The organism is Faecalibacterium sp. PGM34 (assembly GCF_054456555.1).
On the sequence record NZ_CM136898.1, the window covers coordinates 1,466,053 to 1,490,106 of the forward strand.

21 protein-coding genes, 4 tRNA genes, 3 rRNA genes and 1 other annotated feature are annotated in these 24,054 nt (G+C 56.2%); of the genes, 18 read left to right on the forward strand and 10 right to left on the reverse strand.

Annotation, left to right across the window (positions count from 1 at the left end; genetic code table 11):
* Nucleotides 1–96: 96 nt before the first annotated feature.
* Nucleotides 97–285 carry a ferredoxin gene (locus ACXPUX_RS06850; RefSeq protein WP_458831028.1) on the reverse strand — a complete coding sequence of 63 codons (189 nt, stop codon included), beginning with the start codon at nucleotides 283–285 and terminating at the stop codon, nucleotides 97–99.
* Between the two features lie 112 nt (nucleotides 286–397).
* Between ACXPUX_RS06850 and ACXPUX_RS06855 the strand changes: the two genes are divergently transcribed.
* Entirely contained in the window at nucleotides 398–739 is a 342-nt protein-coding gene (locus ACXPUX_RS06855) for an arsenate reductase family protein (protein ID WP_249240453.1), read from the forward strand.
* A gap of 102 nt (nucleotides 740–841) precedes the next feature.
* Entirely contained in the window at nucleotides 842–1,750 is a 909-nt protein-coding gene (locus tag ACXPUX_RS06860) for an Ice-structuring protein (RefSeq protein ID WP_458831030.1), read from the forward strand.
* A 109-nt stretch (nucleotides 1,751–1,859) separates the two neighbouring features.
* Here ACXPUX_RS06860 and ACXPUX_RS06865 read toward each other — a convergent pair whose 3' ends face one another.
* The 5 genes from ACXPUX_RS06865 to ACXPUX_RS06885 all read right to left on the reverse strand — a co-directional run bounded on the left by ACXPUX_RS06865 (nucleotide 1,860) and on the right by ACXPUX_RS06885 (nucleotide 6,516).
* The gene (locus tag ACXPUX_RS06865) at nucleotides 1,860–2,861 is read right to left on the reverse strand and encodes a glycosyltransferase family 2 protein (protein WP_249240451.1); all 1,002 of its coding nucleotides are present in this window, start codon (nucleotides 2,859–2,861) and stop codon (nucleotides 1,860–1,862) included.
* 102 nt (nucleotides 2,862–2,963) lie between these two features.
* Nucleotides 2,964–3,521 (reverse strand): DUF4358 domain-containing protein, encoded by a 558-nt coding sequence (locus ACXPUX_RS06870; RefSeq protein WP_458831032.1) that lies wholly within the window; start codon nucleotides 3,519–3,521, stop codon nucleotides 2,964–2,966.
* Nucleotides 3,522–3,678: 157 nt separating this feature from the next.
* Nucleotides 3,679–4,119: an Lrp/AsnC family transcriptional regulator gene (locus ACXPUX_RS06875; RefSeq protein WP_458831036.1), complete on the reverse strand. Its 441-nt coding sequence runs from the start codon at nucleotides 4,117–4,119 to the stop codon at nucleotides 3,679–3,681.
* Between the two features lie 526 nt (nucleotides 4,120–4,645).
* Nucleotides 4,646–5,911 carry a GTPase HflX gene (gene hflX, locus ACXPUX_RS06880; protein WP_458831038.1) on the reverse strand — a complete coding sequence of 422 codons (1,266 nt, stop codon included), beginning with the start codon at nucleotides 5,909–5,911 and terminating at the stop codon, nucleotides 4,646–4,648.
* Nucleotides 5,908–6,516 (reverse strand): GNAT family N-acetyltransferase, encoded by a 609-nt coding sequence (locus ACXPUX_RS06885; RefSeq protein WP_458831040.1) that lies wholly within the window; start codon nucleotides 6,514–6,516, stop codon nucleotides 5,908–5,910. The genes hflX and ACXPUX_RS06885 overlap by 4 nt, the downstream gene beginning before the upstream one ends.
* A 150-nt stretch (nucleotides 6,517–6,666) precedes the next feature.
* On the opposite strand from ACXPUX_RS06885, the gene ACXPUX_RS06890 reads away from it, so the two are divergent.
* A complete protein-coding gene (locus tag ACXPUX_RS06890; RefSeq protein WP_458831042.1) occupies nucleotides 6,667–8,451 on the forward strand; it encodes a bifunctional homocysteine S-methyltransferase/methylenetetrahydrofolate reductase in 1,785 nt (594 codons plus the stop codon).
* A gap of 18 nt (nucleotides 8,452–8,469) precedes the next feature.
* Here the strand turns inward: ACXPUX_RS06890 and ACXPUX_RS06895 are convergent, their stop codons facing one another.
* Nucleotides 8,470–8,826, reverse strand: coding sequence for a transposase (locus ACXPUX_RS06895; protein WP_458831044.1), 357 nt, complete (start codon nucleotides 8,824–8,826; stop codon nucleotides 8,470–8,472).
* Nucleotides 8,827–8,834: 8 nt separating this feature from the next.
* Nucleotides 8,835–9,242 (reverse strand): transposase, encoded by a 408-nt coding sequence (locus ACXPUX_RS06900; protein WP_437446789.1) that lies wholly within the window; start codon nucleotides 9,240–9,242, stop codon nucleotides 8,835–8,837.
* A gap of 57 nt (nucleotides 9,243–9,299) precedes the next feature.
* On the opposite strand from ACXPUX_RS06900, the gene ACXPUX_RS06905 reads away from it, so the two are divergent.
* The 15 genes from ACXPUX_RS06905 to ACXPUX_RS06975 all read left to right on the forward strand — a co-directional run bounded on the left by ACXPUX_RS06905 (nucleotide 9,300) and on the right by ACXPUX_RS06975 (nucleotide 22,749).
* Nucleotides 9,300–10,286: a glycosyltransferase family 2 protein gene (locus ACXPUX_RS06905; protein ID WP_458831046.1), complete on the forward strand. Its 987-nt coding sequence runs from the start codon at nucleotides 9,300–9,302 to the stop codon at nucleotides 10,284–10,286.
* Nucleotides 10,287–10,321: 35 nt separating this feature from the next.
* Nucleotides 10,322–10,551 (forward strand) — a binding site (T-box leader).
* 57 nt (nucleotides 10,552–10,608) lie between these two features.
* Nucleotides 10,609–13,314: a valine--tRNA ligase gene (locus ACXPUX_RS06910; protein WP_458831048.1), complete on the forward strand. Its 2,706-nt coding sequence runs from the start codon at nucleotides 10,609–10,611 to the stop codon at nucleotides 13,312–13,314.
* Between the two features lie 4 nt (nucleotides 13,315–13,318).
* Nucleotides 13,319–13,828 carry a VanZ family protein gene (locus ACXPUX_RS06915; protein ID WP_458831050.1) on the forward strand — a complete coding sequence of 170 codons (510 nt, stop codon included), beginning with the start codon at nucleotides 13,319–13,321 and terminating at the stop codon, nucleotides 13,826–13,828.
* Nucleotides 13,825–15,090 carry a folylpolyglutamate synthase/dihydrofolate synthase family protein gene (locus ACXPUX_RS06920; protein WP_458831052.1) on the forward strand — a complete coding sequence of 422 codons (1,266 nt, stop codon included), beginning with the start codon at nucleotides 13,825–13,827 and terminating at the stop codon, nucleotides 15,088–15,090. The genes ACXPUX_RS06915 and ACXPUX_RS06920 overlap by 4 nt, the downstream gene beginning before the upstream one ends.
* A gap of 99 nt (nucleotides 15,091–15,189) precedes the next feature.
* The gene (locus ACXPUX_RS06925) at nucleotides 15,190–15,513 is read left to right on the forward strand and encodes an STAS domain-containing protein (protein WP_097778752.1); all 324 of its coding nucleotides are present in this window, start codon (nucleotides 15,190–15,192) and stop codon (nucleotides 15,511–15,513) included.
* On the forward strand, nucleotides 15,510–15,950 hold the full coding sequence (gene spoIIAB, locus ACXPUX_RS06930) for an anti-sigma F factor (protein WP_458831054.1): 441 nt from the start codon (nucleotides 15,510–15,512) through the stop codon (nucleotides 15,948–15,950). The genes ACXPUX_RS06925 and spoIIAB overlap by 4 nt, the downstream gene beginning before the upstream one ends.
* A gap of 21 nt (nucleotides 15,951–15,971) precedes the next feature.
* Nucleotides 15,972–16,646 carry a sigma-70 family RNA polymerase sigma factor gene (locus ACXPUX_RS06935; RefSeq protein ID WP_458831056.1) on the forward strand — a complete coding sequence of 225 codons (675 nt, stop codon included), beginning with the start codon at nucleotides 15,972–15,974 and terminating at the stop codon, nucleotides 16,644–16,646.
* 445 nt (nucleotides 16,647–17,091) lie between these two features.
* Nucleotides 17,092–18,602: ribosomal RNA gene (locus ACXPUX_RS06940) — 16S ribosomal RNA — on the forward strand.
* 126 nt (nucleotides 18,603–18,728) lie between these two features.
* Nucleotides 18,729–18,804: transfer RNA gene (locus tag ACXPUX_RS06945), tRNA-Ala, on the forward strand.
* A 3-nt stretch (nucleotides 18,805–18,807) separates the two neighbouring features.
* Nucleotides 18,808–18,884: transfer RNA gene (locus ACXPUX_RS06950), tRNA-Ile, on the forward strand.
* A gap of 206 nt (nucleotides 18,885–19,090) precedes the next feature.
* Nucleotides 19,091–21,925 (forward strand): 23S ribosomal RNA (locus ACXPUX_RS06955).
* A gap of 126 nt (nucleotides 21,926–22,051) precedes the next feature.
* A 5S ribosomal RNA gene (gene rrf / locus ACXPUX_RS06960) occupies nucleotides 22,052–22,168 on the forward strand.
* The 16S, 23S and 5S rRNA genes sit together here with 4 tRNA genes alongside, the layout of an rRNA operon.
* 7 nt (nucleotides 22,169–22,175) lie before the next feature.
* Nucleotides 22,176–22,250, forward strand: a tRNA-Glu gene (locus ACXPUX_RS06965).
* A gap of 3 nt (nucleotides 22,251–22,253) precedes the next feature.
* Nucleotides 22,254–22,329: transfer RNA gene (locus ACXPUX_RS06970), tRNA-Lys, on the forward strand.
* 168 nt (nucleotides 22,330–22,497) lie between these two features.
* Nucleotides 22,498–22,749 carry a DUF6061 family protein gene (locus ACXPUX_RS06975; protein WP_117554343.1) on the forward strand — a complete coding sequence of 84 codons (252 nt, stop codon included), beginning with the start codon at nucleotides 22,498–22,500 and terminating at the stop codon, nucleotides 22,747–22,749.
* Here the strand turns inward: ACXPUX_RS06975 and ACXPUX_RS06980 are convergent.
* Both ACXPUX_RS06980 and ACXPUX_RS06985 read right to left on the reverse strand, forming a co-directional pair.
* A complete protein-coding gene (locus ACXPUX_RS06980) occupies nucleotides 22,738–23,028 on the reverse strand; it encodes a transposase (protein WP_458831058.1) in 291 nt (96 codons plus the stop codon). The genes ACXPUX_RS06975 and ACXPUX_RS06980 overlap by 12 nt on opposite strands.
* A gap of 137 nt (nucleotides 23,029–23,165) precedes the next feature.
* Entirely contained in the window at nucleotides 23,166–24,050 is an 885-nt protein-coding gene (locus ACXPUX_RS06985; RefSeq protein WP_458831060.1) for a ParB N-terminal domain-containing protein, read from the reverse strand.
* Nucleotides 24,051–24,054 lie beyond the last annotated feature (4 nt).

Here is a 24,054-nt window from a genome sequence, read left to right on the forward strand (position 1 = left end):
CTGTTTGTGCCCAGAGTAGCGCGGAGGGCATTTCAAATTGTTCCATCGAAAAAAGGCTGCCGCACAAGCTGTGCAGCAGCCTTACCGGTGCCGGGCTTACTCCTCGATGCGGATGGCGCTTACCGGGCAGTTCTGGGCTGCGGTGACGGCCTGCGGCACCTCCTCCGGCGGGATGGGGCCGGGCTCTGCCACGGCCAGAACCCCCTCCATGTGGAACACTGCGGGGCACAGCCCGGCGCACTGGGTACAGCCGATGCACAGCTCAGGGTCTACGAATGCGTTCATGCAAACACCTCCTTTGCGGAAAGCATTGCCCGTTTTGCCGCAAATTATGCCTATGCAAGCGGTTTGCGGTGTGGTACAATAAGACCGCCGGGAACCGGCAGGAGGAGATAAGATGAATATCCAGATCTTTGGCACGAGCAAGTGCTTTGATACCAAAAAGGCGCAGCGCTATTTCAAGGAGCGCGGCATTAAGTTCCAGATGATCGACCTGAAGGAAAAGGGCATGAGCCGGGGCGAGTTTGATAACGTGGCGCGCGCCTTGGGCGGCTGGGAAAAGCTGGTTGACCCGGCGGCAAAGGACAAGCAGACCCTTGCTTTGCTGGATGCGCTGGTGGACTGGCAGAAGGAGGACAAGCTGTTTGAAAATCAGCAGCTGTTCAAGACCCCCATCGTGCGCAACGGACGCAAGGCCACCGTGGGCTACCAGCCCGAGATATGGAAGGACTGGGAATAAAAAGCCTGCTTTCACAAAAAAACCACCGGTACAGGTTTTGCACTCTGCGGCCGGATGTGGTATACTGTTGGGTAGACTAAAAACTTTGGGAGACTCAGACCAATGAAAAATACGATCACCCCGGAAGAACACGCCCGGATCAAGCGCCGCCGCTGGCGGCAGACCTTGGGTCTGCTGATCACGGTGCTGGTGCTCATCGGGTTTGTTACGGTGCTGCGGGCCGGTGTGGGCCTTGTGGCGAACCTGTTTGACGATACCGCACAAAAGCAGGAATACGAGGACAAGCTGGAGGGTCTGGTATTGTTCGACCCCATGCCCTTTGACGGCATTGAGAACATCGATGACCTGACCCTGCGGGAAGCAGCCGTGTGGGGCTGCGTGTACAGCATTCAGGAGACGCAGGGCGGCTTTGAAAACTACAACACCGACCCCGAGACCGAGCAGCTGCTGCTGCCCTCGGTGGAGGTGGACGCCTATCTGGCAAAGCTGCTGGGCCCCGGCTTCAAGCTGACCCACCGCAGCTTTGACATGGAGGATATGACCGTCGAGTTTGACGAGACCACCCAGTGCTACAAGATCCCCATCACCGGTACGGTGGGCTACTACCGCGCCACCGTGGTCAAGCTGTTCAAGCGCAGCGGCAAGCTGCACGTCACTGTGGGCTATATCCCCACCGCCAGCGCGGACGACAGCATCATCAACCCCTCCTCGGACACCCCCACCAAGTATATGGATTACCTGTTCGAGCGCCAGAGCGGCAGCTGGTATCTGACCGGCCTGACCGAGAGCGAGACCAAGCCCGAAAGCGCCGCAAGCTCCGCTGCCGCACAGCCGGAGCCCATGGCGGAAAGCGATGTGCAGGACGCCATTCTGGCTACTGCCGGAGATTCCGCTGCGGCAGATTCGGCTGCTGCCTCGGCTGTGCAGCCGGAGGCACAGGCTGAAGCGGGCGCGGACAGCGCCGTGGCAGAAGCCCCTGCCGCTGAGGATGCCGCCAGCACCGCAGCGTAAAATGCAAATACAAAAGGGACCGTTGCACAGTCCTTGTGCAGCGGTCCCTTTTATCGTGGGCGTTTTTTCACGGCAGGGACGCAGCGGAAAACGGCTTCCTGCCTGTGTGTTATTTCAAATCAAACCGTACCACTACCAGCCGATACCACAGGTAGGGCACCATGTTCCAGATCATCCACAGCTCCATCAGGATGTAGTTGGGCAGGTCTTTCAGGCGGAAGGGGCGCTTGCCCAGTTTGCCCGCTTTGAGCAGGGCAAAGGCCTCGTGCATGCCCTTGTCCCAAGCCTCGCCAAAGCCCTGCTTGTGGAACTTGTAGCACTTGAGCAGATAGCCCAGCGCCAGCGGGATAAAGTTGAGCACCAGCATCAGCAGCGGCTCGTTTTTGAGCGGCAGCAGAATGCTGTTGCGGCCGCTCTGCTGGCTTTTAAAGGCGTTGTAGCGCACAGCACCGGTGCTGGCACCGCAGATGTGGTAGCACTTGGCAGTGGGGCAGAGCACGTTTTTGTAACCGGCATTATTGGCGCGCCAGCTCAGGTCTACGTCCTCAAAGTAGGCAAAAAAGTGCTCGTCAAAGCCGCCGATCTCGTCCAGAATGCTTTTGCGGTACAGTGCTGCGCCGCCGCAGGCCGAGAAGATGCGCTTTTGCTTGGTGTAGCGGCTGGCGCGGCGTCCATCGCCGGTCTTGCAGGCAAAGCCCATCCATGTTACATAGTCCCCGGCGTCATCGGCCAGCTCCCGCTCAAAGTGCCGGATCATCAGGCTTTGCACTGCAAAAATTTTAGGGTCGGCATCAGCGGTGCGCAAAAGCTCGGCCAGCCACTGCGGCTCGGCAAAGGCGTCGTTGTTGAACAGCACCACATACTTGCTCTGCGCCCGGGCAATACCCTGATTGACCGCGTAGGAAAAACCGGTGTTGCGTCCGTTTTCGATCAGGGTGAAGTTGGGGCGGGTGCAGTAGCTGCGCGCCTGCGCAAGACTTTCGTCGGTGGAGCCGTTGTCCACCACGATCAGATCAAAATCCTGCTCGGTCTGGGCGTAGATGGACTCGATGGAATCCTTTAGCCAGCCCTTGCCGTTGATATTGGGGATGACGATGGTTGCTTTGCTCATAGTTCTTCTCCTGCGGATGTACAGATCCAAGGGGTATTATAGCATAACCCGCCGCAAAAAGAAACCGCACCCTGTACAGAGTGCGGTTTCCCCAAAGGCATTTTATGCGGCCAGAGCCTTTTCGATGTTGGCCAGAATGGTGTCGTGATCCTCGGCGCAGACCAGAACCACCTCGCCGGTGGGAGCCACAGTGACGGTGGCAGCCTTGGCAACAAGGTACTGATCCTCCAGATAGTGCTCCATGGACTGCTGCTCGCTGGCAACATAGGCTTCCAGTGCGGCCTTTACCTCGTCGGTCTTGCCCTCGGCGGGTTTCACGATGGCAACAGCGTAGCTGCGTACCATCATGCTGGAAATGCTGGCGGCAAAGGCGGTGTACTGGCCGTCCTCCAGATTCAGCGGGGGCATCAGAATGTCCCGGATCTCCTCGTTCAGCTGGTCGGCCTCGTACTCGGCGCTGTAACCGTCAATGGCGGTAAACTTGCCGTCCTCGCCCTTGGTAAAGATCATATTGTACTCGTTGTCCTCGTCGCTGCGGGCGTCGTGGATGATCTGGGAGTAGTCCTTGGGGGTGGAGCTGTCGGCCTTGCTGCCGCCGGAGCAGCCCACCAGAGTAAACAGGGTCAGCCCTGCCAGCAGGGCGGCGATGAATTTTTTCATAGTATTGCATTTCCTTTCATAGTGCTGTGTGTGGAAGGCGCAGCCGGGCGCGCACGTTACAGGTAGTGTGTGCCGGTTTTGGGCTGCTATTCTGGATACGAACCACCGCACCGCAAAATTGCAGGGAAAAAGTAACAGTTTTATGAACAGCGCCCGCTTACAGCATCAAAGCGTCCAGATCGCCATGGTTCACCGGGGTGGACAGGATGATCTGGGTGCTGGTGGTGCCCAGCTTCTGGAACTGCAAAATCAGGTGCTCCAGCTGCGCCATGCTGCCGCAGCTGACCTTGACCAGAAAGGTGTACGCACCGGTAACGTGGTAGCATTGCAGCACCTCGCGGCTGTTCTGCAGCAGCGCCAGAAAAGCATCCTGCTTGGAGGGGGCAACCGAAAGGCTGATGAGCGCATCCACATACATCCGGTCTGCCGGACGGTTCAGTGTGACGGTATAGCCGCTGATGATGCCGTCCGTTTCCAGCTTATGGATACGGCTGGAGACTGCCGGACTGGTAAGCGACACCTGCTCCGCAATTTCTTTGACGGGCATCCGTGCATTTTTGGCCAGAAGGGTGAGAATTTTGCGGTCAAGATCGTCCATGAAAAGAGCCTCCTTCAAAAATATGTTGGATTGTATAAAATTTTCTGAAAGTAAAGTTTTTATGTTGTGCAAACCCACGGAAATGGAATAAAATTTCGTTTCTGAAATTCTATGTTAATTATATAAAGTTTTTACAAAAAAGTAAAGTATTATTTTAAAGCAAAACCCAAAAATCCTGTTTGACAAGAAAAGAAAAACGGGTATAATACATCATGCAAGGCAGCGCAACGCACAAAGACCTGCCAATAATATTGAGATTCACCACTTTATATACTTTCCCACCCCTCTATACACAAAAACCCGCTGCCAGGCGGGTTTTTGTGTTTGTTGGGGCTTTTTATTTATGAAAAAAGCAGTGGTAGACAAGGTACTTGACCCATAGAGCAGCTGTTTCCGGTCACGACTCCACCCGTGAAAATGCAAGCCCGGAAAGTCCGCAGACTTTCCGGGCTTGCTCTATATCAAAATACTATTCCGCTGATGATAGCCAGAGCGCAGCGGAGGCTATTTAAATCGTATGCGCCTATCAGACCAGATAGCCCTCAAAGCAGTGCAGGTCCTCGGTCTTGACGATGCCTTCCAGATACAGCCCGTCCTCCCGGTATTCCTCCACCTGTACGCTGCCGCGCTCCCGCATGGGGGCGGCAAGCCCCAGCTTGTCGTAGGGCAGCAGCACCCGGATGGTGTGCACCCGGTCGCTGAGCACCTCGTCCAGCTTTTGCAGCAGCTTGTCCAGTCCGTAGCCGGTCTTGGCGCTGGTCAGCAGGATATCGGGGTCAAAGCTCAGGGTGTTGGGCTTGTCGCACTTGTTGTAAACGGTCAGGCGGGGGATATCGGCGCAGTCCAGCCCGTCCAGCACTTCGTCGGTGACAGACAGCTGTTCCTCGCGCTGGTCGTCCCCGGCGTCTGCTACCCGGATGATCACATCCGACCATGCGGCTTCCTCCAAGGTGGACTTGAACGCTTCCACCAGATTGTGGGGCAGGCGGGACACAAAGCCGACCGTGTCCACCAGCAGCACCGCCATGCCGCTGGGCAGCACCAGCTTGCGGCTGGTGGGGTCCAGTGTGGCAAACAGCATATCGGCTTCGGCTACGCTAGGGCCGCACAGGGCGTTCATCAGGCTGGATTTGCCCACGTTGGTGTAGCCCACAAGGCTTACCACCGGCATGCCGGTCTTGGCGCGGGCCTTGCGGCTTTCACCCCGGCGCTTTTCCATCTCGGCCAGCTTCTCGGCCAGCGCATCAATGCGGGCGTGCACATGGCGGCGGTCCAGCTCCAGCTTGGTCTCACCGGCACCGCGGCGGGCACCGCCGCCACCGCCACCGCCGCCGCCCTGACGGCTTAACGCCTCGCCCATGCCCTGCAGGCGGGGCAGACGGTAGCGCAGCAGCGCCAGTTCGGTCTGCAATTTGCCCTCGTTGGTCACGGCGCGGCTGCGGAAAATTTCCAAAATCAGCATGGTGCGGTCGATGACCTCCAGCCCGCCCAGCGCGTTGGAGATGTTGCGGATCTGGCTGCCGGTCAGCTCGCCGTCAAACACAGCGCATTCCGCACCCAGCGTCTGGGCGGCAAGGGAAGCCTCTTCCAGCTTGCCGCTGCCCAGCACGATGCCGGTCTCCGGGGTCTGGCGCTTCTGGGTGATCTGCGCCACGGCCTCCATGTGGTTGGCCTCGCACAGGGCAGAAAGCTCTGCCAGACTGCGCTCACAGTCCCACAGCCCCTGATCCAGTGCCAGCAGCACCACCTTTGTGGGAGGGGTCTCGGTCAAAATATCATAAAGCTCGCTCAAAGTAAGTCCTTTCTGTTATCGTAGTGCTCTTTTGTCAGCAGATAGCACCGGCATTCCACCGGTGTGCCGTCAAATTTGTGGTAAACGTCGTTGTGGTGGTACACAAAGCCTGCCTTTTCCATCACCCGGCCACTGGCGGGGTTCTGCACTGCATGGCAGCAGGTGAGAAAGGTACCGCCCACCTGATTGAACCAGAAATCCACCACAGCCTGCAGCGCTTCGGTGGTAAAGCCCTTGCCCCACCACTTCTGCCCGATGCAGTAGCCCGGCTCCCAGATGCCGCCGGAGAGGTTCAGCCCCGGCCACTTGGCCTTTTGCTGCGGTTCGTCCAGCAGGGCGTTGTATACGGAGATAGAGCCGAACACCTGCCCGGTGGCCTTTTCCACCATGGCCCACTGGTAGTAATCGGGGTTCGGATACAGCTCCGCCCACGCCGAAAGCAGCTCCCGGGTCTCGGCGGGGCTTTTGTGCGGTTCCCAGCGCAAAAACCGGGTCACAGCCGGGTCATTTGCCCAGTTTTCGTACATCTGCGGGGCATCCTGCGGCAGCAGGCGGCGCAGCAGCAGCCGGTCGGTCTCCAGTTCAAGTGTGCCGGTGTGGCGCATGATCCATCCTCTCCCTTTTATAAAAATTCACTCCTAATATAGCACAAAAATAGCTGCGCCGCAAGCGAAATCAAGAAAAGCGCTTGACCGGATGGGTGAACTACGATAAACTGAAAAATGAAATCTTTTTATAGGAAAGGGAAAGTATCGATGTTAGATGTGCGCAGACTGTTAGCCCAGCGGCCGCTGCTGTTCGATGGCGGCATGGGTACCTATTATAAAGCAAAACCGGGGCAGGAATGCGAGCAGGCAAACCTGACCGACCCCGAGGGCATTCTGGCAGTGCACCGGGCGTATCTTGCTGCCGGAGCGGACGCCATCAAGACCAATACCTTCAGCCTGCCGCGTCTGGCGGCGGCGCAGCAGCCGGGCTGGGAGCAGCTGGCAGATGCGGGCTGGCAGCTGGCAGCAAATGCTGCCGGGGAGACCGGCGCGGCGGTGTTTGCCGACCTTGGCCCCGCACCGGATACCGAGAACCTCCCGGCGGCGCAGGTGTATCTTGCCGTGGCAAACCGCTTTGCGCTGCTGGGCGCACGGAATTTTCTGTTCGAGACCCTGAGCGCAGAGGACGGTGTGCTGGAAGCGATTCGTGCGCTGAAGCAGACTGTGCCGGAGGCCTTTGTGCTGGTATCCTTTGCGGTGCTGCCGGACGGCTACACCCGCGAGGGCCGCTATTGTGCAGAACTTGTGCGCCGCATGGCGCAGAGCGGCGTGGTGGATGCCGTAGGCCTGAACTGCGTGTCTGCCCCGGGCGCGATGCGGGCGCTGGTGCAGCAGCTGGGAGATGCAGGGCTGCCGCTTTCGGTCATGCCCAACGCAGGCTACCCGGTGGTGGCGCGGGCACAGGTGCGCTATCAGGGCAAGCCGGAATATTTTGCCCGGGAACTGAGCCGCCTTGCAACCGAGGGCGTGCGCATTCTGGGCGGCTGCTGCGGCACAACGCCGCAGCACATCGCTGCCCTGCGCACCGCGCTGGATGCTCTGCCGGAAACACTGCCCGCCGCCCCGGCGGCAAAGCCCGCAGCTGCGGCAAAGCCTGCGGTGGAAACGGACGATGCCTTTTTGCGCAAGCTGCGCGCCGGGCAGCGGGTCATTGCGGTGGAGCTGGACTCCCCCAAGGATGCTGACCTGACTGCGTATCTCGAGGGTGTCCGCCGGCTGCAGGCTGCCGGTGCCGACCTGCTGACCATTGCGGACTGCCCCATTGCCCGGGCGCGGATGGATTCCTCGCTGGTGGCCTGCCGGGTGCACCGGGAGCTGGGCATGAACGTGCTGCCCCACATGACCTGCAGGGACCGCAACCTGAACGCCACTAAGGCGCTGCTGCTGGGACTGTACGCCGAGGGCGTGCGGGAGGTGCTGGCCATTACCGGCGACCCCATCCCCACCGCCGAGCGGGACGAGGTGAAAAATGTGTACCAGTTCAACTCCCGCAAGCTGGCGCAGTATATCGTGTCGCTGGCAGGAGAAGGACGGGAGATGCCCGCACCCATCACGGTGTTCGGTGCGCTGAACCTGAACGCCCGCAATTTTGAGGTAGAGCTGCGACGTGCCGCAGAAAAGCTGGAAAACGGCATGAGCGGCTTCCTTACCCAGCCGGTGCTGTCGGCACAGGCGGTGGAAAACCTGAAAAAAGCCCGGGAAATGCTGGGCGAGCGGGCAAAGATTCTGGCAGGCATCCTGCCGGTGGTCAGCCAGCGCAACGCCATCTTTATGGAAAACGAGGTCAACGGCATCCATGTGGACGAGGCCATCATCCAGAAGTTTGAAGGGCTGGACCGCGCCGCAGGCGAGGAGCTGGGCTTGGAAGTCTCGGTGCAGGCAGCTAAGGCGGCTGCGCCCTATGCGGACGGCTTTTACCTGATGACCCCCTTCAACCGGGTAGCGCTGATGGAGCGGCTCATTGCCCGCCTGCGCACCGAAGTGACGGACTGAGAACCCGTACCAATAAGTTCAAAACCGAGCAATAAGAGTTCGTAGAGCGGCGATCATGCACATAGCCTGAGCTGATACAACTGTAATCTCATAGTCTTTGGAAAGGCGTCTGGAATAGTTGATCCATGCCAGGGTACGTTCTACGATCCATCTCTTCGGAAGGATCGTCCACTCGGGCTTAATTCTCGCAGAAATGTCAACCTCCAGCCCCAGAGTCTCTTTGACATCCTTCTCAAAAGTCTTGCGGTAACCGGCATCTGCGCAAAAGCGCCGGATGGAGGGATATTTCTCGACCGCCCGTTTTGCAGCAAGAATCCCGGCTTTCGTATCATGAATATTGGCAGCATGTACTACGACAGCGAGCAGGTTGCCCATTGTATCAACTACAATGTGTCTTTTTCGTCCTTTCGTTTTTTTCCACCGTCAATTCCACGCTCCTGAGCCGGACCAGTTGTTTTTACACTTTGTGAATCAATGATTCCATAAGTCGGCTGCGCTTTCTTGTCTGCCTGTTCCCTTGTCTGGGCAACCAGTGCTGCCAGGAGCTTCTCCCATAGCCCGCTTTTGACAGCTGCATGATAAAAGTTGGACACCGTGGTATACGGCGGAAAGTCATGGGGAAGATTACGCCATTTACAGCCATTCTCTACAAGGTATAAGACTGCATCCACAAGTTCCCGTTTTTCCCACTTGCTTTTATGCCCTGCAGGGGGAAAGAGAGGGGCAATCATAGCCCACTGGCTGTCCGTCAAATCGCTGGCGTAATGCTTTCTTTCGTTTTTGATAATCATAGCCACATTATACCACATTTTTGATTATTGGTACAGCTTCTTAAAAAGGAGAGCCGGATGAATAAAGAAAAAATCCCCCTGATCTCGGTGATCGTACCGGTCTATAAGGCGGAAAAGTATCTGCCCGCGTGTCTGGACAGCCTGCTGGCGCAGACCTACCGGAATTTTGAGCTGATCGTTGTAAACGATGGCTCGCCGGACGGCTGCTGGCAGATCATGCAGCGCTATGCGGCGCAGGATGCCCGGGTGCGCATTTTCTGTAAGGAAAACGGAGGGGTGTCCTCTGCGCGCAATTTTGGGCTGGAGCAGGCAAAGGGCGAGTACATCGGCTTTGTGGATTCTGATGATCTTGTGTTGCCGCAGTATCTGGAATGGCTGTACGATGCTTTGTGCAGCTGCGGTACCCGGATGTCCATGTGCCGCTACCGCAGCATACAGGAAAACGAGACCCTGTGGACGGTAACGGAATGTCCGGCACCGCAGAGGATCACGGCGGAAAACTACTCGTGGATGCGGGAATGGAGCGGCGGGCACTGCTGGCGGATGCTGACCCACCGGGAGCTGCTGCAGGATATCCGCTTTGACCCGGCGCTGTTCTACGGGGAGGATGCCCTGTTTTTTGTGACAGAATTTCTCAAGGCGGGCAGTATGGCGTTTTTGAACTGCCCGCTCTATGCCTACCTTGAGCGTCCGAGCTCTGCCGTGCGGCAGGAGCCGAGCCTGCGTTTTTACACGGCGGCACTGGCATGGGAACGGGTCTGGCAGCTGGTAAAGGGGCAGCCGGAGCCCTTCCGCAGCACTACGGAGCAACGCTGCATCATGTCCTGCGCCGAGGTGTATTTCCGGCTGGTCAACCAGCCGGAGCGGGACCCGGAAAAGGAAAAAACACTGCTGGAGCTGGCAAAGACGCACTGCCGCGCTGCATGGAAGATCCCGTTGGAGCACAAAAGCCAGAAGCTGCAGGCGCTGATGGTGAGCTACTGTCCGCATCTGGGTGCAATGGTGTGGAAGCTGGTGCGTTGGGTGAAAGGTTTGAAAAACTGATTGACAAATCCTACAAAAAACGCTATATTCTTTTTATAAATGCGTTGAAAAAGAGTGTGCATCGTCTGGAGCCGCACAGAGAGCCGGGGGCAGCTGAAAACCCGGCGGGATACCGGCGGGGCACTGTCACTTTGGAGCAGAAGCGGTGAGCTGAGCCGGTAAGCCGCTTTCGGGTCTGCCCTACGTTACAGGGGCATCAAGGGGCGCGGAGCTTTCCGCGCAATTTGGGTGGTACCGCGGTCATGTATTTACAGCCGTCCCATGGAACGCTCCGTGGGGCGGCTTTTTGCGTCCCACTTCATCAAATTTTTGGGAGGACACTATGAAAGAGCTTGCAAAGCAGTACGATCCCAGTCAGGTGGAAGATCGTATCTACCAGTTCTGGCTGGACGGCGGCTACTTCCACACGAAGGCCGATCCGGACAAGAAACCTTATACCATCGTCATGCCGCCGCCGAACGTTACCGGTCAGCTGCACATGGGTCATGCGGTGGATAACACCATGCAGGATATCCTCATCCGCACCAAGCGGATGCAGGGCTATGCCGCCCTGTGGGTGCCCGGCACCGACCACGCTTCCATTGCTACCGAAGCCAAGGTGGTGGAGGCTATGCGCGCCGAGGGCCTGACCAAGGAAATGGTCGGCCGCGACGGTTTTCTGGAGCGCGCATGGGCATGGAAAACCAAGTACGGCAACCGCATCGTCAGCCAGCTGAAAAAGCTGGGCAGCAGCTGCGACTGGGAGCGCGAGCGCTTTACCATGGACGAGGGCTGCTCTGAGGCTGTCAAGGAAGTGTTCGTGCGCCTGTACGACAAGGGGCTGATCTACCGCGGCAACCGCATGGTCAACTGGTGCCCCCACTGCAACACCTCCATCTCTGATGCCGAGGTGGAGTACGAGGAGAAGGACGGCAGCTTCTGGCATCTGCTGTACCCGGTCAAGGAGACCGGCGAGATGCTGGAGCTGGCCACCACACGCCCCGAGACCATGCTGGGTGATACCGCTGTGGCGATCAACGGCGAGGATCCCCGCTACGCGCATCTGCACGGCTGCCATGTGGTGCTGCCCCTGCTGAACAAGGAGATCCCCATCGTCTGCGATGAGCACGCCGATATGACCAAGGGCACCGGTGTCGTGAAGATCACCCCCGCCCACGATCCCAACGACTTTGAAGTGGGTCTGCGTCACGATCTGCCCATCGTGCGCGTGTTTACCTACGACGGCCACATGACCGGCGCTGCCGACAAGGCTGCTGCCGATGCTCTGTTTGCCGCCGGTAAGAACACCGTCAACGAGCCTCAGGTACTGGACTGCGGCAAGTACGCCGGTATGACCACGCTGGAAGCCCGCAAGGCCATTCTGGCTGACCTGAAGGAGGGCGGTTTCCTGAAGGAGATCGAGCCCCTCAAGCACGAGGTGGGCACCTGCTACCGCTGCCACTCCACCATCGAGCCCATGGTGTCCAAGCAGTGGTTCGTCAAGATGGAGCCGCTGGCAAAGCCCGCCATCGAGAGCGTGGAGAAGGGCGAGATCAAGTTCGTGCCCGAGCGCTTCACCAAGAACTATATGAACTGGATGAAGAACACCCGCGACTGGTGCATCAGCCGTCAGCTGTGGTGGGGCCATCAGATCCCGGCTTGGTACTGCGACGACTGCGGCGAGACCGTGGTGGCAAAGTCTGCTCCCTGTGCCTGCCCCAAGTGCGGCAGCGCAAAGCTGACGCAGGATCCCGACACGCTGGATACCTGGTTCTCCTCTGCCCTGTGGCCCTTTAGCACGCTGGGCTGGCCCAACGAGGACAGCGCCGACCTGAAGTATTTCTACCCCACCAACACGCTGGTCACCGGCTACGATATCATCGGTTTCTGGGTCAGCCGCATGATCTTCTCCGGTCTGGCTTATACCGGCAAGGCTCCCTTTGATACGGTCTGCATCCACGGTATCGTCCGCGACAGTCAGGGCCGCAAGATGTCCAAGAGCCTTGGCAACGGCATCGACCCGCTGGAAGTCATTGCCCAGTACGGCGCAGACGCTCTGCGCTTTATGCTGGTGGATGGCTCCACCCCGGGCAACGATATGCGCTATATCGAAAAGAAGGTGGAGGCTGCCCGCAACTTTGCCAATAAGCTGTGGAACGCTACCCGCTTTGTGCTGATGAACCTGCCCGAGGACTTTGAACCGGGTCTGCCCTGCGAGGAGCTGCTGGACATGAGCGACAAGTGGGTGCTGACCAAGCTGAATCAGGTCGCCGGTGCTATGACCGACAATCTGGAGCACTACGAGATGGGTCTGGCAGCCGCCAAGATCAACAGCTTTATCTGGGACGTCTACTGCGACTGGTTCATCGAGATCGCAAAGCCCCGCCTGAACTCCGGCGATGCACAGCAGGCCGATACCGCCCGCCGCGTGCTGGTGTATGTGCTGGACAAGGCCCTCAAACTGCTGCACCCCTTCATGCCCTTCATCACTGAGGAGCTGTATCAGGCTCTGCCCGGCTCTGCCGAGACTATCATGACGCAGGCGTGGCCCACCTTTGACGCTGCTCACAACTGGGCAGCCGAGGAAGAAGCCTTTGAAAAGGTGATGGATTATATCAAGGCTGTGCGTACCATGCGCACCGAGATGAACGTGCATCCCGCTAAAAAGACCAGCATGATCATCGAGACTGCCGATGCTGCCCCCTTCCAGAACGCACAGGTCTATCTGGCCAAGTTCGCCTTTGCCACCGATGTGACCTTTACCGAAAAGTACGAGGGCAGCACCGACGGCATGGTGCAGGTGTCTACCCACGCCGCCCGCGGCTTCATCCCCATGATGGAGCTCATCGACCGCGAGAAGGAGCTGGCACGCCTGAACAAGGAAAAGGCCAAGGCTGAAAAGGAAATGGCCATGTTCGGCAACCAGCTGAACAACCCCAAGTTCGTGGAGCGTGCCCCGGCGGCTCTGGTGGAGGATATCCGCAATAAGTACGCCAAGAGTCAGGACAAGCTGGCCAACATTGAGCAGAGCATCAAGGCTCTGGGTTAAAATAGTGGAATACAATAACAAAGAACGCACCTCGCTGTGGGTCATGGCCGGGCGGGTGGTCTTTACCGCTGCACTCATCGCCTGCATTTGGTTCATCTTTTCCAACTCCATGGCGGTGGCTACGGTCTCTTCCGGCGCAAGCGGTCGGGTACTGGCGTGGATGCGCATTATTCTGCGCCGCTTGGGGCAGCCGGGGCTGGCAGAGCATCTGACCATGCACATCGTGCGCAAGCTGGCACACTTTTGCGAGTATACGCTGGAGGGCTTTCTGCTCATGCTCTGTATGCGGGTGTACAGCCGTCACCCGCTGCGGCATATCACCGTGCCCATGTTGGGCGGTGTGCTGACGGCGCTGACCGATGAGACCATTCAGCTCTTCTCGGAGGGGCGCAGCAGTCAGGTTACCGATGTGTGGCTGGATTCTGCCGGTGTTCTGGCAGGCATCCTTGTTGCCATCGTGCTGTTGCTGGCCTGCGAGGGGCTGTATTATCACATAAAAAGGAGACACGAATGACCATCCAACAGGCAAATCAGTATTTTGCAGCCCTGCCGGACGGCTTTGCCGACCCGGAGCAGCTGGGTGCGCTGCTGCCCGCCTCGGTGCAGCAGGTGCAGTTCGTGGGCATAGCAGGTACTGCCGGTAAAACGGCGGTGGCGCGTCTGCTGACGGCCATCCTGCACGCGCAGGGCATTCGTGCCGGTGTCTATCATGCCGGGTGCGAGCCCCTTGCGGCTCGCATCCGGGTGGCAGGCGAGCCGGTGGACGAGGCGCTGCTGTGCCGCGCCGCCGATGCCCTTGCCGCCCATGAGGAGCTGCCCATGCAGGCGGCGGAGCTTGCCGCCGCTGCATACTGCTTTGGGGAAGCTGGCTGCACGCTGGCGGTAGTAGAGCTGCCGGACGCGGGCCTTGCTGCGGCACTGCCCAAAATGCCGGTGTGCGCCGTCACAGCGGTGGGGCCGGACGGCGTGAGCCGCTCGGTGGAGCGTCTGGCTGCGCTGGCAGGCGGCGTGATGCGCAAGGACAGCATCTGCGTCACCGCGCCGGAGCAGCCTAAGGCGGTGCTCAGCGAGCTGGTCGTAGCTGCGGGCAAGTGCGGCTGTGAGCTGGTAGTGCCCGACCCGGAGGATATCACCTTTTTGGAAGCGGAACAGTTTGCCAGCCGGGTGGACTACGGCGGCTATACGGTGCCGCTGGCCTTTTTGGGACGTCACGCCGCAGGCAACGCCGCCATGGCGGTGGAGCTGGCACTGGCGCTCTGCCGCAAGGAGGTGGACATCTCCGATGAAGCCATTCTGGATGGCATTGCTGCCGTGGACAACCGTTGCAGCATCCGGGTGCTTTCCCAGCGCCCGCTGGTCATTCTGGATGCCTGCCGCACCCCGCAGCAGGCTGCTGCACTGCTGCGCGTGCTGAACATGGCCAAGGTGCGCCACATGAGCGCCATCATCGGTCTGACCGAGGAGGAGGGCGCCGAGGCCTTCTTCTCCGCGCTGGAGACCGGCCTGAGCCCCGAGGAGCAGAAAAAGGATAAATCTACCATGCCCGGCATGAGTGAGAGCCCCTTTGATAAGGTGTATCTCGTCACACCCGCCGGTGTGGAGGAGCAGCTGACCCGGCGTCTGACCGAGAAGGCAAAATATCACTTTGACGCTCATCTCTGCACCAGTCTGGACGAGGCGGTACAGCTGGCGCACGCCAACACCCGCCGCGGTCTGCTGGTCTGCGGCAGCGAGGCGGCAGCGCTGGAAGCTGCCGAACTGCTGGCGAAAGCGTAAGCTGCCGACAGCTTTTTCTAAAAAATAACCCGAAGATCCCGTACACTGAAGCTATGTGTACGGGATCTTTTATTTTGCAAAAAAGGAGATGGACAAGCAATGGCAACGGTGACCTTCAGTGCGGCAGGGGAGACCCTGTACGCCTATCTGGCGGGGGAGATCGACCACGATGCCGCCCAGAGCCTGCGGATGCAGCTGGACGATGCACTGGTCAGCCGCAGCCCCCGCACCTTGATTATCGACCTTGGCGGGGTGGGATTCATGGATTCCTCCGGCATCGGGCTTATTCTTGGGCGGCAGCGCTGCGCCCGCGTTCTGGGCACGACCCTGCGGCTGCAGCACGCCCCCGCACAGCTGCAAAAAGTCCTGCGGCTGGCGGGCATCCCCTGTACGGAGAACATAGAAAAGGAGAATGCGCAATGAAAGCAGAAAACACTACCCGCATCCAGTTCGATTCCCTCAGCAGCAACGAGGCCTACGCCCGCGGTGTTACGGCGGCGTTTCTGGCACGGTACGACCCCACTGTGCCGCAGCTGGCCGACCTGAAAACGGCAGTGTCTGAGGCAGTGACCAATTGCATCGTTCACGCCTACCCGGAGCATATCGGGCAGGTGTGCATGACCATTGCGGTCTACCCCGACCGGGAGGTGCACATCACCATTACAGATAAGGGCATCGGCATCCCCAATGTGGAGCAGGCAATGCAGCCGTTGTTCACCACCGGAAACCCGGAAGAACGCTCCGGTCTGGGTTTTGCGGTGATGCAAAGCTTCATGGACAGGGTAAAAGTCACCTCAAAGCCCGGCAAGGGCACAAAGGTGCTGCTGGTCAAGCGTCTGTCCCGGCGGGAGCCTACATAAAAAGGAAAGGCGGTCCGGTATATGGTAACGGATAAGACCCGGCGGGAAGCATTTATCACGCAGAATCTGGGGCTGGTGCACGCCTGTGCGGGCAGGTTCCGTGGGCGCGGCATGGAGTATGACGATTTATACAGCGCAGGCTGTGTGGGGCTCATCAAAGCCTATGATAATTTTGACGAGAGCCGGGGCGTGTGTTTTTCCACCTATGCCGTGCCGGTGATCCTTGGCGAGATCAAAAAGCTGTTCCGGGATGGGGGCACGGTCAAGGTGAGCCGTTCCCTGAAAGAGCTGGGAATGCGGGTGCAGGCGGCACGGGAGCATACCATGAAGCTGTGCGGCTCAGAGCCTACCTTACAGCAGCTGGCAGAGCAGCTGGATGAACCGATAGAGAATGTGGCCCTTGCCATACAGGCTGCGCAGCCCGCCATGAGCCTGACCCCGGAGAGCGGCGAGGATGGAGATCGGCAGTTAGAGATCCCGGTGGAATCCCCGGAGGAGGAGCTGGCAGATCGGATCAGTCTGGCTGAGGTGATCGAAGCACTGCCGGAGCAGGACAAGCAGTTGATCCGTCTGCGCTTTTATGGCAACCGCACCCAGAGCGAGACGGCAAAAGCACTGCACACGACTCAGGTACAGATCTCCCGGCGGGAACGTAAGATCCTGATCCGGCTGCGTGCCCGGCTTTTGGAGGAATAAGGGAGGAAGTGTCTATAAAAAATGTAAAAAACTGGGCAAAAAGTCAAAAGAATGATTTTAGCGTAAAAAATGCAAAAAAGCGCTTGCATTTTGAAGGATGCTGTGCTAAAATACATTACTGTCAGGCGGACGTCCGACAGAATGAAACACTTCAAAATGGACGTCAAATAGAAAAATTCGACAGAATCAAAAATGAATCTCAAAAATCTTTCAAAAAAGTGCTTGACAACTTATTACGAAAGTGATAAAATGAATAAGCTGTCAGCCGCAAGGCTGAGGCGCACAGGACCTTGAAAATTGAACAATATCGAAAGAACTTGTAACGGAACCTATTTTCGTGTTGGAAAAACACTTAAAACAATTCCAAACAAAAGTAATTCACACAGGACGCAAGCGATTGCGTGCTGAGCGAATAAGATTTAACACTTTTAAGTGATAAATATCATTTATAAAGAGTTTGATCCTGGCTCAGGACGAACGCTGGCGGCGCGCCTAACACATGCAAGTCGAACGAGCGAGAGAGAGCTTGCTTTCTCGAGCGAGTGGCGAACGGGTGAGTAACGCGTGAGGAACCTGCCTCAAAGAGGGGGACAACAGTTGGAAACGACTGCTAATACCGCATAAGCCCACAGCTCGGCATCGAGCAGAGGGAAAAGGAGCAATCCGCTTTGAGATGGCCTCGCGTCCGATTAGCTAGTTGGTGAGGTAACGGCCCACCAAGGCGACGATCGGTAGCCGGACTGAGAGGTTGAACGGCCACATTGGGACTGAGACACGGCCCAGACTCCTACGGGAGGCAGCAGTGGGGAATATTGCACAATGGGGGAAACCCTGATGCAGCGACGCCGCGTGGAGGAAGAAGGTCTTCGGATTGTAAACTCCTGTTGTTGAGGAAGATAATGACGGTACTCAACAAGGAAGTGACGGCTAACTACGTGCCAGCAGCCGCGGTAAAACGTAGGTCACAAGCGTTGTCCGGAATTACTGGGTGTAAAGGGAGCGCAGGCGGGAAGGCAAGTTGGAAGTGAAATCCATGGGCTCAACCCATGAACTGCTTTCAAAACTGTTTTTCTTGAGTAGTGCAGAGGTAGGCGGAATTCCCGGTGTAGCGGTGGAATGCGTAGATATCGGGAGGAACACCAGTGGCGAAGGCGGCCTACTGGGCACCAACTGACGCTGAGGCTCGAAAGTGTGGGTAGCAAACAGGATTAGATACCCTGGTAGTCCACACTGTAAACGATGATTACTAGGTGTTGGAGGATTGACCCCTTCAGTGCCGCAGTTAACACAATAAGTAATCCACCTGGGGAGTACGACCGCAAGGTTGAAACTCAAAGGAATTGACGGGGGCCCGCACAAGCAGTGGAGTATGTGGTTTAATTCGACGCAACGCGAAGAACCTTACCAAGTCTTGACATCCTGCGACGCACATAGAAATATGTGTTTCCTTCGGGACGCAGAGACAGGTGGTGCATGGTTGTCGTCAGCTCGTGTCGTGAGATGTTGGGTTAAGTCCCGCAACGAGCGCAACCCTTATGGTCAGTTACTACGCAAGAGGACTCTGGCCAGACTGCCGTTGACAAAACGGAGGAAGGTGGGGATGACGTCAAATCATCATGCCCTTTATGACTTGGGCTACACACGTACTACAATGGCGTTAAACAAAGAGAAGCAAGACCGCGAGGTGGAGCAAAACTCAGAAACAACGTCCCAGTTCGGACTGCAGGCTGCAACTCGCCTGCACGAAGTCGGAATTGCTAGTAATCGCAGATCAGCATGCTGCGGTGAATACGTTCCCGGGCCTTGTACACACCGCCCGTCACACCATGAGAGCCGGGGGGACCCGAAGTCGGTAGTCTAACCGCAAGGAGGACGCCGCCGAAGGTAAAACTGGTGATTGGGGTGAAGTCGTAACAAGGTAGCCGTAGGAGAACCTGCGGCTGGATCACCTCCTTTCTAAGGAGTCAGGCAATGACAGAGCATCGAAGATGATCGGTCATTGGAACAGGTGACAAGTAAAAGTTCAAGTAGATATTGTTCAATTTTGAGGGCCCTGAAAAGGGGTTACTCAAAACCTTATGTGGGGGTTTAGCTCAGCTGGGAGAGCACCTGCTTTGCAAGCAGGGGGTCAAGGGTTCGATTCCCTTAATCTCCACCACATGGGCCAATAGCTCAGCTGGCTAGAGCACACGACTGATAATCGTGAGGTCGATGGTTCGAGTCCATTTTGGCCCACCATGTGATGAAAATCAAAGTTCCGGGAGACCGGGCTTTGAGGGACATCACCAAGACGTACCTTGAAAACTGAATAATAACTGCGAAACAAAGATTATAGTAAGTTCCTTTTTAAGAAATATTACAATTTCAAAAGGAAGGGTAACAATAATCTTCGTTGGCAAGAGAGAATCAAGAGGATACCAAATGTTCTTAAAGAACGTTTGAAAGGTCAAGCGAACAAGGGCGCAGGGCGAATGCCTTGGCACTGGGAGCCGATGAAAGACGTGATAAGCTGCGATAAGCTTCGGGGAGCTGCAAATAAGCATTGATCCGGAGATTTCTGAATGAGGAAACTCATCTGGGTTCATACTCAGGTACGTTATACTGAACTTCAAAATAGGTATATCGGGGGAACCGCCTGAACTGAAACATCTAAGTAGGGCGAGGAAGAGACATCAAACGAGATTCCGTAAGTAGTGGCGAGCGAACGCGGAAGAGGGCAAACCGGGAGTAGAAATACTTCCGGGGTACGGACTGCTTTTAGGACTTAATCTGTTAACCGAACGGCATGGGAAGGCCGGTCAGAGAGTGTGAGAACCACGTAGGTGAAAACGGAGAGAGCTGCGCAGGATCCAGAGTACGGCCAGACACGTGAAACCTGGTCGGAATACGGGGGGACCACCCTCCAACCCTAAATACTACCCAGTGACCGATAGCGTATAGTACTGTGAAGGAAAGGTGAAAAGCACCCCGGGAGGGGAGTGAAAAAGAACCTGAAACCCTGTGCCTACAAGCACCTAGAGCACGTCAAAGTGTGATAGGGTACTTTTTGTAGAACGGTCCGGCGAGCGATTGTATGCAGCAAGGTTAAGGACTTAAGGTCTGGAGCCGAAGCGAAAGCGAGTTTGAAAAGGGCGTTAAGTTGCATACAATGGGCCCGAAACCGGGTGACCTACCCATGGTCAGGTTGAAGTGGAAGTAAAATTCCATGGAGGACCGAACCGACCTCCGTTGAAAAGGCGGCGGATGAACTGTGGGTAGCGGAGAAATTCCAATCGAACCCGGAGATAGCTGGTTCTCCCCGAAATAGTTTTAGGACTAGCCTCAAGTTAGATACCTGGAGGTAAAGCACTGAATAGCCTAGCGGCCGAGAGGTTAGCGAAGCTTATCAAACTCAGAATGCCAGAGTATTGATGCTTGGGAGTCAGACAGTGTCAGATAAATGTCATTGTCAAAAGGGAAACAGCCCAGATCTACAGCTAAGGTCCCAAAGTCAGGTTAAGTGGAAAACGATGTGAAGATACGTAGACAACCAGGATGTTGGCTCAGAAGCAGCCACACATTCAAAGAGTGCGTAATAGCTCACTGGTCGAGCGTCTTTGCGCGGAGAATTTAACGGGGCTAAACCTGACACCGAAGCTTAGGCAATACAGCAATGTATTGGGTAGGGGAGCGTTGTATACGCGGTGAAACAGTAGCGCAAGCGGCTGTGGAGTGTATAGAAGTGAGAATGCCGGAATGAGTAGCGCGAATGCAGTGAGAATCTGCATGGCCGAAAGCCTCAGGTTTCTGGAGTAAGGTTCGTCCGCTCCAGGTCAGTCGGGAGCTAAGGTGAGGCCTAACGGCGTAGCCGATGCACAGACGGTAGAGATTCCGTCACCACCAAAAGAGTTAAACACAGGGACACATTTGAAGTCTCGGAGCCGGGTGTTGGTTCCGGTAGCGATCGAGGGAAATTAGTACCGAAGTCCGGGATGGAAGATGGCGAGAAAAGCTGTGTGGATTTCTGCGGTGCCCGTACCGCAAACCGACACAGGTAGGTAGGAAGAAGATTCTAAGGCCAACGGGAGAAGGGTTGTTAAGGAACTCGGCAAATTGACCCCGTAACTTCGGGAGAAGGGGTGCTCCAGAGATGGAGCCGCAGAGAATCGGCCCAAGCAACTGTTTACCAAAAACACAGGTTTGTGCTAAATCGAAAGATGACGTATACGAGCTGACGCCTGCCCGGTGCTGGAAGGTTAAGAGGAGATGTGCAAGCATTGAATCGAAGCCCCAGTGAACGGCGGCCGTAACTATAACGGTCCTAAGGTAGCGAAATTCCTTGTCAGGTAAGTTCTGACCCGCATGAAAGGCGTAATGATTTGGGCACTGTCTCAACAGCCCGCCCGGCGAAATTGTAGTACCGGTGAAGATGCCGGTTACCCGCGACAAGACGGAAAGACCCCATGGAGCTTTACTGTAGCCTAATATTGGGTTTCGATGTTGCATGCACAGGATAGATGGGACACTGGGAAGCAAGAGCTTTGGCTTTTGTGGAGTGGCCGTTGGGATACCATCCTTGCGATATTGGAATTCTAACCTGCGCCTTTGAATCAAGGCGGGGGACATTGTTAGGTGGGCAGTTTGACTGGGGCGGTCGCCTCCTAAAGAGTAACGGAGGCGTTCAAAGGTTCGCTCAGCTTGAACGGAAATCAAGCAAAAGAGTGCAAACGCAGAAGCGAGCCTAACTGCGAGACTGACGGGTCGAGCAGTAACGAAAGTTGGAGTTAGTGATCCGGTGGTATGTGAGTGGAAATGCCATCGCTCAACGGATAAAAGTTACCCTGGGGATAACAGGCTGATCTCCCCCAAGAGTCCACATCGACGGGGAGGTTTGGCACCTCGATGTCGGCTCATCGCATCCTGGGGCTGTATTCGGTCCCAAGGGTTTGGCTGTTCGCCAATTAAAGCGGTACGCGAGCTGGGTTCAGAACGTCGTGAGACAGTTCGGTCCCTATCTGTCGTGGGCGCAGGATATTTGATGGGAGCTGTTCCTAGTACGAGAGGACCGGAGCGGACGTACCTCTGGCGCACCAGTTGTTCTGCCAAGGGCATAGCTGGGCAACTATGTACGGATCGGATAAACGCTGAAAGCATCTAAGCGTGAAGCCGACCCAAAGATAAGATATCCCATTGTTTCAAACAAGTAAGACCCCTTGAAGACTACAAGGTTGATAGGCACGATGTGTAAGTGGAGTGATCCATTCAGCAAGCGTGTACTAATAGGTCGAGGGCTTGACCACAATTCGCTTGAGACTTTTAAGTCAACGAAAAAATGTCAGCAGTGATTATTCAGTTTTGAAGGCACGTCCTTCTAAGAAATACTGGACAGAAGCACAGAAATGTGTTATACTGATTCAGTCAAATCGGTCGGTGTCGATGACGGTAAGGTTCCACCTGTTCCCATTCCGAACACAGAAGTTAAGCTTACTTGTGCCGAAGATAGTTAGCTGGAAACGGCTTGTGAAAATAGGTAGTCGCCGACTTTTATATGGCCCGTTGGTCAAGCGGTTAAGACAGAGGCCTCTCACGCCTTTAACATCGGTTCGATTCCGGTACGGGTCACCATATGCACCTCTAGCTCAGTTGGTAGAGCAACTGACTCTTAATCAGTGGGCCCAGGGTTCGAGTCCCTGGAGGTGCACCACAACAACAAAATCCGAACTTTTTTCCGATAGGAGAAGGGTTCGGATTTTTTGTATTCTTTGGAAAACAGAACGAGTCCCTTGCTTCCATCGAAAAACGTCCTAGACCTTATCATAAGAAAGCACGACAGACCACTGTGAGAGTGCCGTAAGGCGGAAAGGACACAAACATGAAGTACGATGAAAGCGCCTGCAAATTCAACATGGACACCGGGTGCGTGGAGCTGCTGCTCCGGGATGGGAGAAAGATTTCCATCGACTGCACCGGGGTCGAGGATGCACTGGACGTGACCATGGCGCAGAGGACGGAACTGGACTACCTCATCTACAATGACCCGCTGGTGTATGCAGACCTGATTCTAAACGGCGAGCCGGAAGAATATTTGAAGAATGCGGCTGGGAATCACGGGTTAGAAGATTGAGAACAAAACAAAAATAGGGTGCGCCCTGCCGGACGCACCCTGCCAAAATCCACATACGATAGCGATATGTACAGCAGGGCGTTCCCCGTCGGGAACGCTCTGTTTTTCTTTGCCGGAGAGATGAGCCTGTTCCGCCTGCCACGCGGCAAATTCTCTTTGCCCTTCTTCGCTGTTCCAGCAGGCAAGGATGGCCGGGTAGAATGCCCGTGCCAAACGGTCAATGACTTCATCGGGGTAAGGGGAAGTGTTTGTGGACTTTTTCTTTTTGTTCAAACGCACGCTCCTTTGATCGTCCCACCGCAGCAAAGTCGGGCGAGAAAATCAAAGTTCCAATTTTTATCAGGCGCAAGGGCGCGGATGCTTTCCGCCCTGCACTTGCGGCTGGTGGCTCGTTGATGGCTTACAAGTGCCTGTCGTTATGCGATTTTTTCATCGTTCAGCATTTCTTCAAACTGTGCCATATACGCTTTGTGCTGCTTGAGGATTTTTAGCGTTTCAGTTTTGGCGTAGGAATCGTCCGGTAGCTTAGGCAAGTATCTCATCAAAAAATCAAAGTCCTGCTGAATCCGCCGGACAGCGACTTCCAGCGCGGAGTAGTTGATTCCAGAGTAGTGTGAGTAGCTCGACTGCGGAGCGGGGCGGTCCTCCGGGTGCAGAATTTCGTGCACGATCTGCTTGCGGTTCGGAAAATCTGCCCTAGCAAGACGGTGCATATCGGCATCACGGACTTTGAACTGCCCGGACAGGATCTTCTCTTTCGTACCGGGCATCATCTGCTCCATGATCTCCACGCCCCGCATGAACTTTTCCGAGCGGACAACATAGGATTCGCTAACGTTGTTCCGGTCGGCAATCTGCTTGCGGATGCTTGCTTCCACAGAGGTGGGAGGAATTGTGTCAATTTGACACAATTCCTCCTGAACGGCTTCCTGAGTGGTTGCGGTATACTGATTGTTGCCGTTTCCACCGGGCTTTCGATGCTCCACACTGTACTGCTTTCCAATGAGGAACTTCTTTTGCTCCGGGGTGAGGTTGCGCCGCCCCAACTGGTTCTTACAAATCCAAGCGAGAACTTCTTCTCGGCTTTCAAACGGGAGCGGCATGGTGGAAAAATAAATCTCAGGATGCTTCTGGAGAATGGCATAACGATTGTGGCCGTCAACAAGGATGTTATTCCAAACGATCAAAGGAGAAATCAGCTTGCCTTCCTTGAGGATGTTTTCTTCAAGCTGCTTGTACTCATCGTCCGTCAGCGGCGGGATCTGGTTCTGGAACTCTGGGTCGATTTTCAGATTAATCATACGC

Coding starts and splice junctions, on each gene's coding strand:
- ACXPUX_RS06860 (WP_458831030.1), top strand. CDS start 842: ATGAAAAATACGATCACCCCGGAAGAACACGCCCGGATCAAGCGCCGC.
- ACXPUX_RS06905 (WP_458831046.1), top strand. CDS start 9,300: ATGAATAAAGAAAAAATCCCCCTGATCTCGGTGATCGTACCGGTCTAT.
- ACXPUX_RS06935 (WP_458831056.1), top strand. CDS start 15,972: ATGGTAACGGATAAGACCCGGCGGGAAGCATTTATCACGCAGAATCTG.
- ACXPUX_RS06885 (WP_458831040.1), bottom strand. CDS start 6,516: ATGCGCCACACCGGCACACTTGAACTGGAGACCGACCGGCTGCTGCTG.
- ACXPUX_RS06975 (WP_117554343.1), top strand. CDS start 22,498: ATGAAGTACGATGAAAGCGCCTGCAAATTCAACATGGACACCGGGTGC.
- ACXPUX_RS06910 (WP_458831048.1), top strand. CDS start 10,609: ATGAAAGAGCTTGCAAAGCAGTACGATCCCAGTCAGGTGGAAGATCGT.
- ACXPUX_RS06900 (WP_437446789.1), bottom strand. CDS start 9,242: ATGATTATCAAAAACGAAAGAAAGCATTACGCCAGCGATTTGACGGAC.
- ACXPUX_RS06925 (WP_097778752.1), top strand. CDS start 15,190: ATGGCAACGGTGACCTTCAGTGCGGCAGGGGAGACCCTGTACGCCTAT.
- ACXPUX_RS06875 (WP_458831036.1), bottom strand. CDS start 4,119: ATGGACGATCTTGACCGCAAAATTCTCACCCTTCTGGCCAAAAATGCA.
- ACXPUX_RS06870 (WP_458831032.1), bottom strand. CDS start 3,521: ATGAAAAAATTCATCGCCGCCCTGCTGGCAGGGCTGACCCTGTTTACT.
- ACXPUX_RS06895 (WP_458831044.1), bottom strand. CDS start 8,826: ATGGGCAACCTGCTCGCTGTCGTAGTACATGCTGCCAATATTCATGAT.
- ACXPUX_RS06855 (WP_249240453.1), top strand. CDS start 398: ATGAATATCCAGATCTTTGGCACGAGCAAGTGCTTTGATACCAAAAAG.
- ACXPUX_RS06865 (WP_249240451.1), bottom strand. CDS start 2,861: ATGAGCAAAGCAACCATCGTCATCCCCAATATCAACGGCAAGGGCTGG.
- spoIIAB (WP_458831054.1), top strand. CDS start 15,510: ATGAAAGCAGAAAACACTACCCGCATCCAGTTCGATTCCCTCAGCAGC.
- ACXPUX_RS06890 (WP_458831042.1), top strand. CDS start 6,667: ATGTTAGATGTGCGCAGACTGTTAGCCCAGCGGCCGCTGCTGTTCGAT.
- ACXPUX_RS06985 (WP_458831060.1), bottom strand. CDS start 24,050: ATGATTAATCTGAAAATCGACCCAGAGTTCCAGAACCAGATCCCGCCG.
- ACXPUX_RS06850 (WP_458831028.1), bottom strand. CDS start 285: ATGAACGCATTCGTAGACCCTGAGCTGTGCATCGGCTGTACCCAGTGC.
- ACXPUX_RS06920 (WP_458831052.1), top strand. CDS start 13,825: ATGACCATCCAACAGGCAAATCAGTATTTTGCAGCCCTGCCGGACGGC.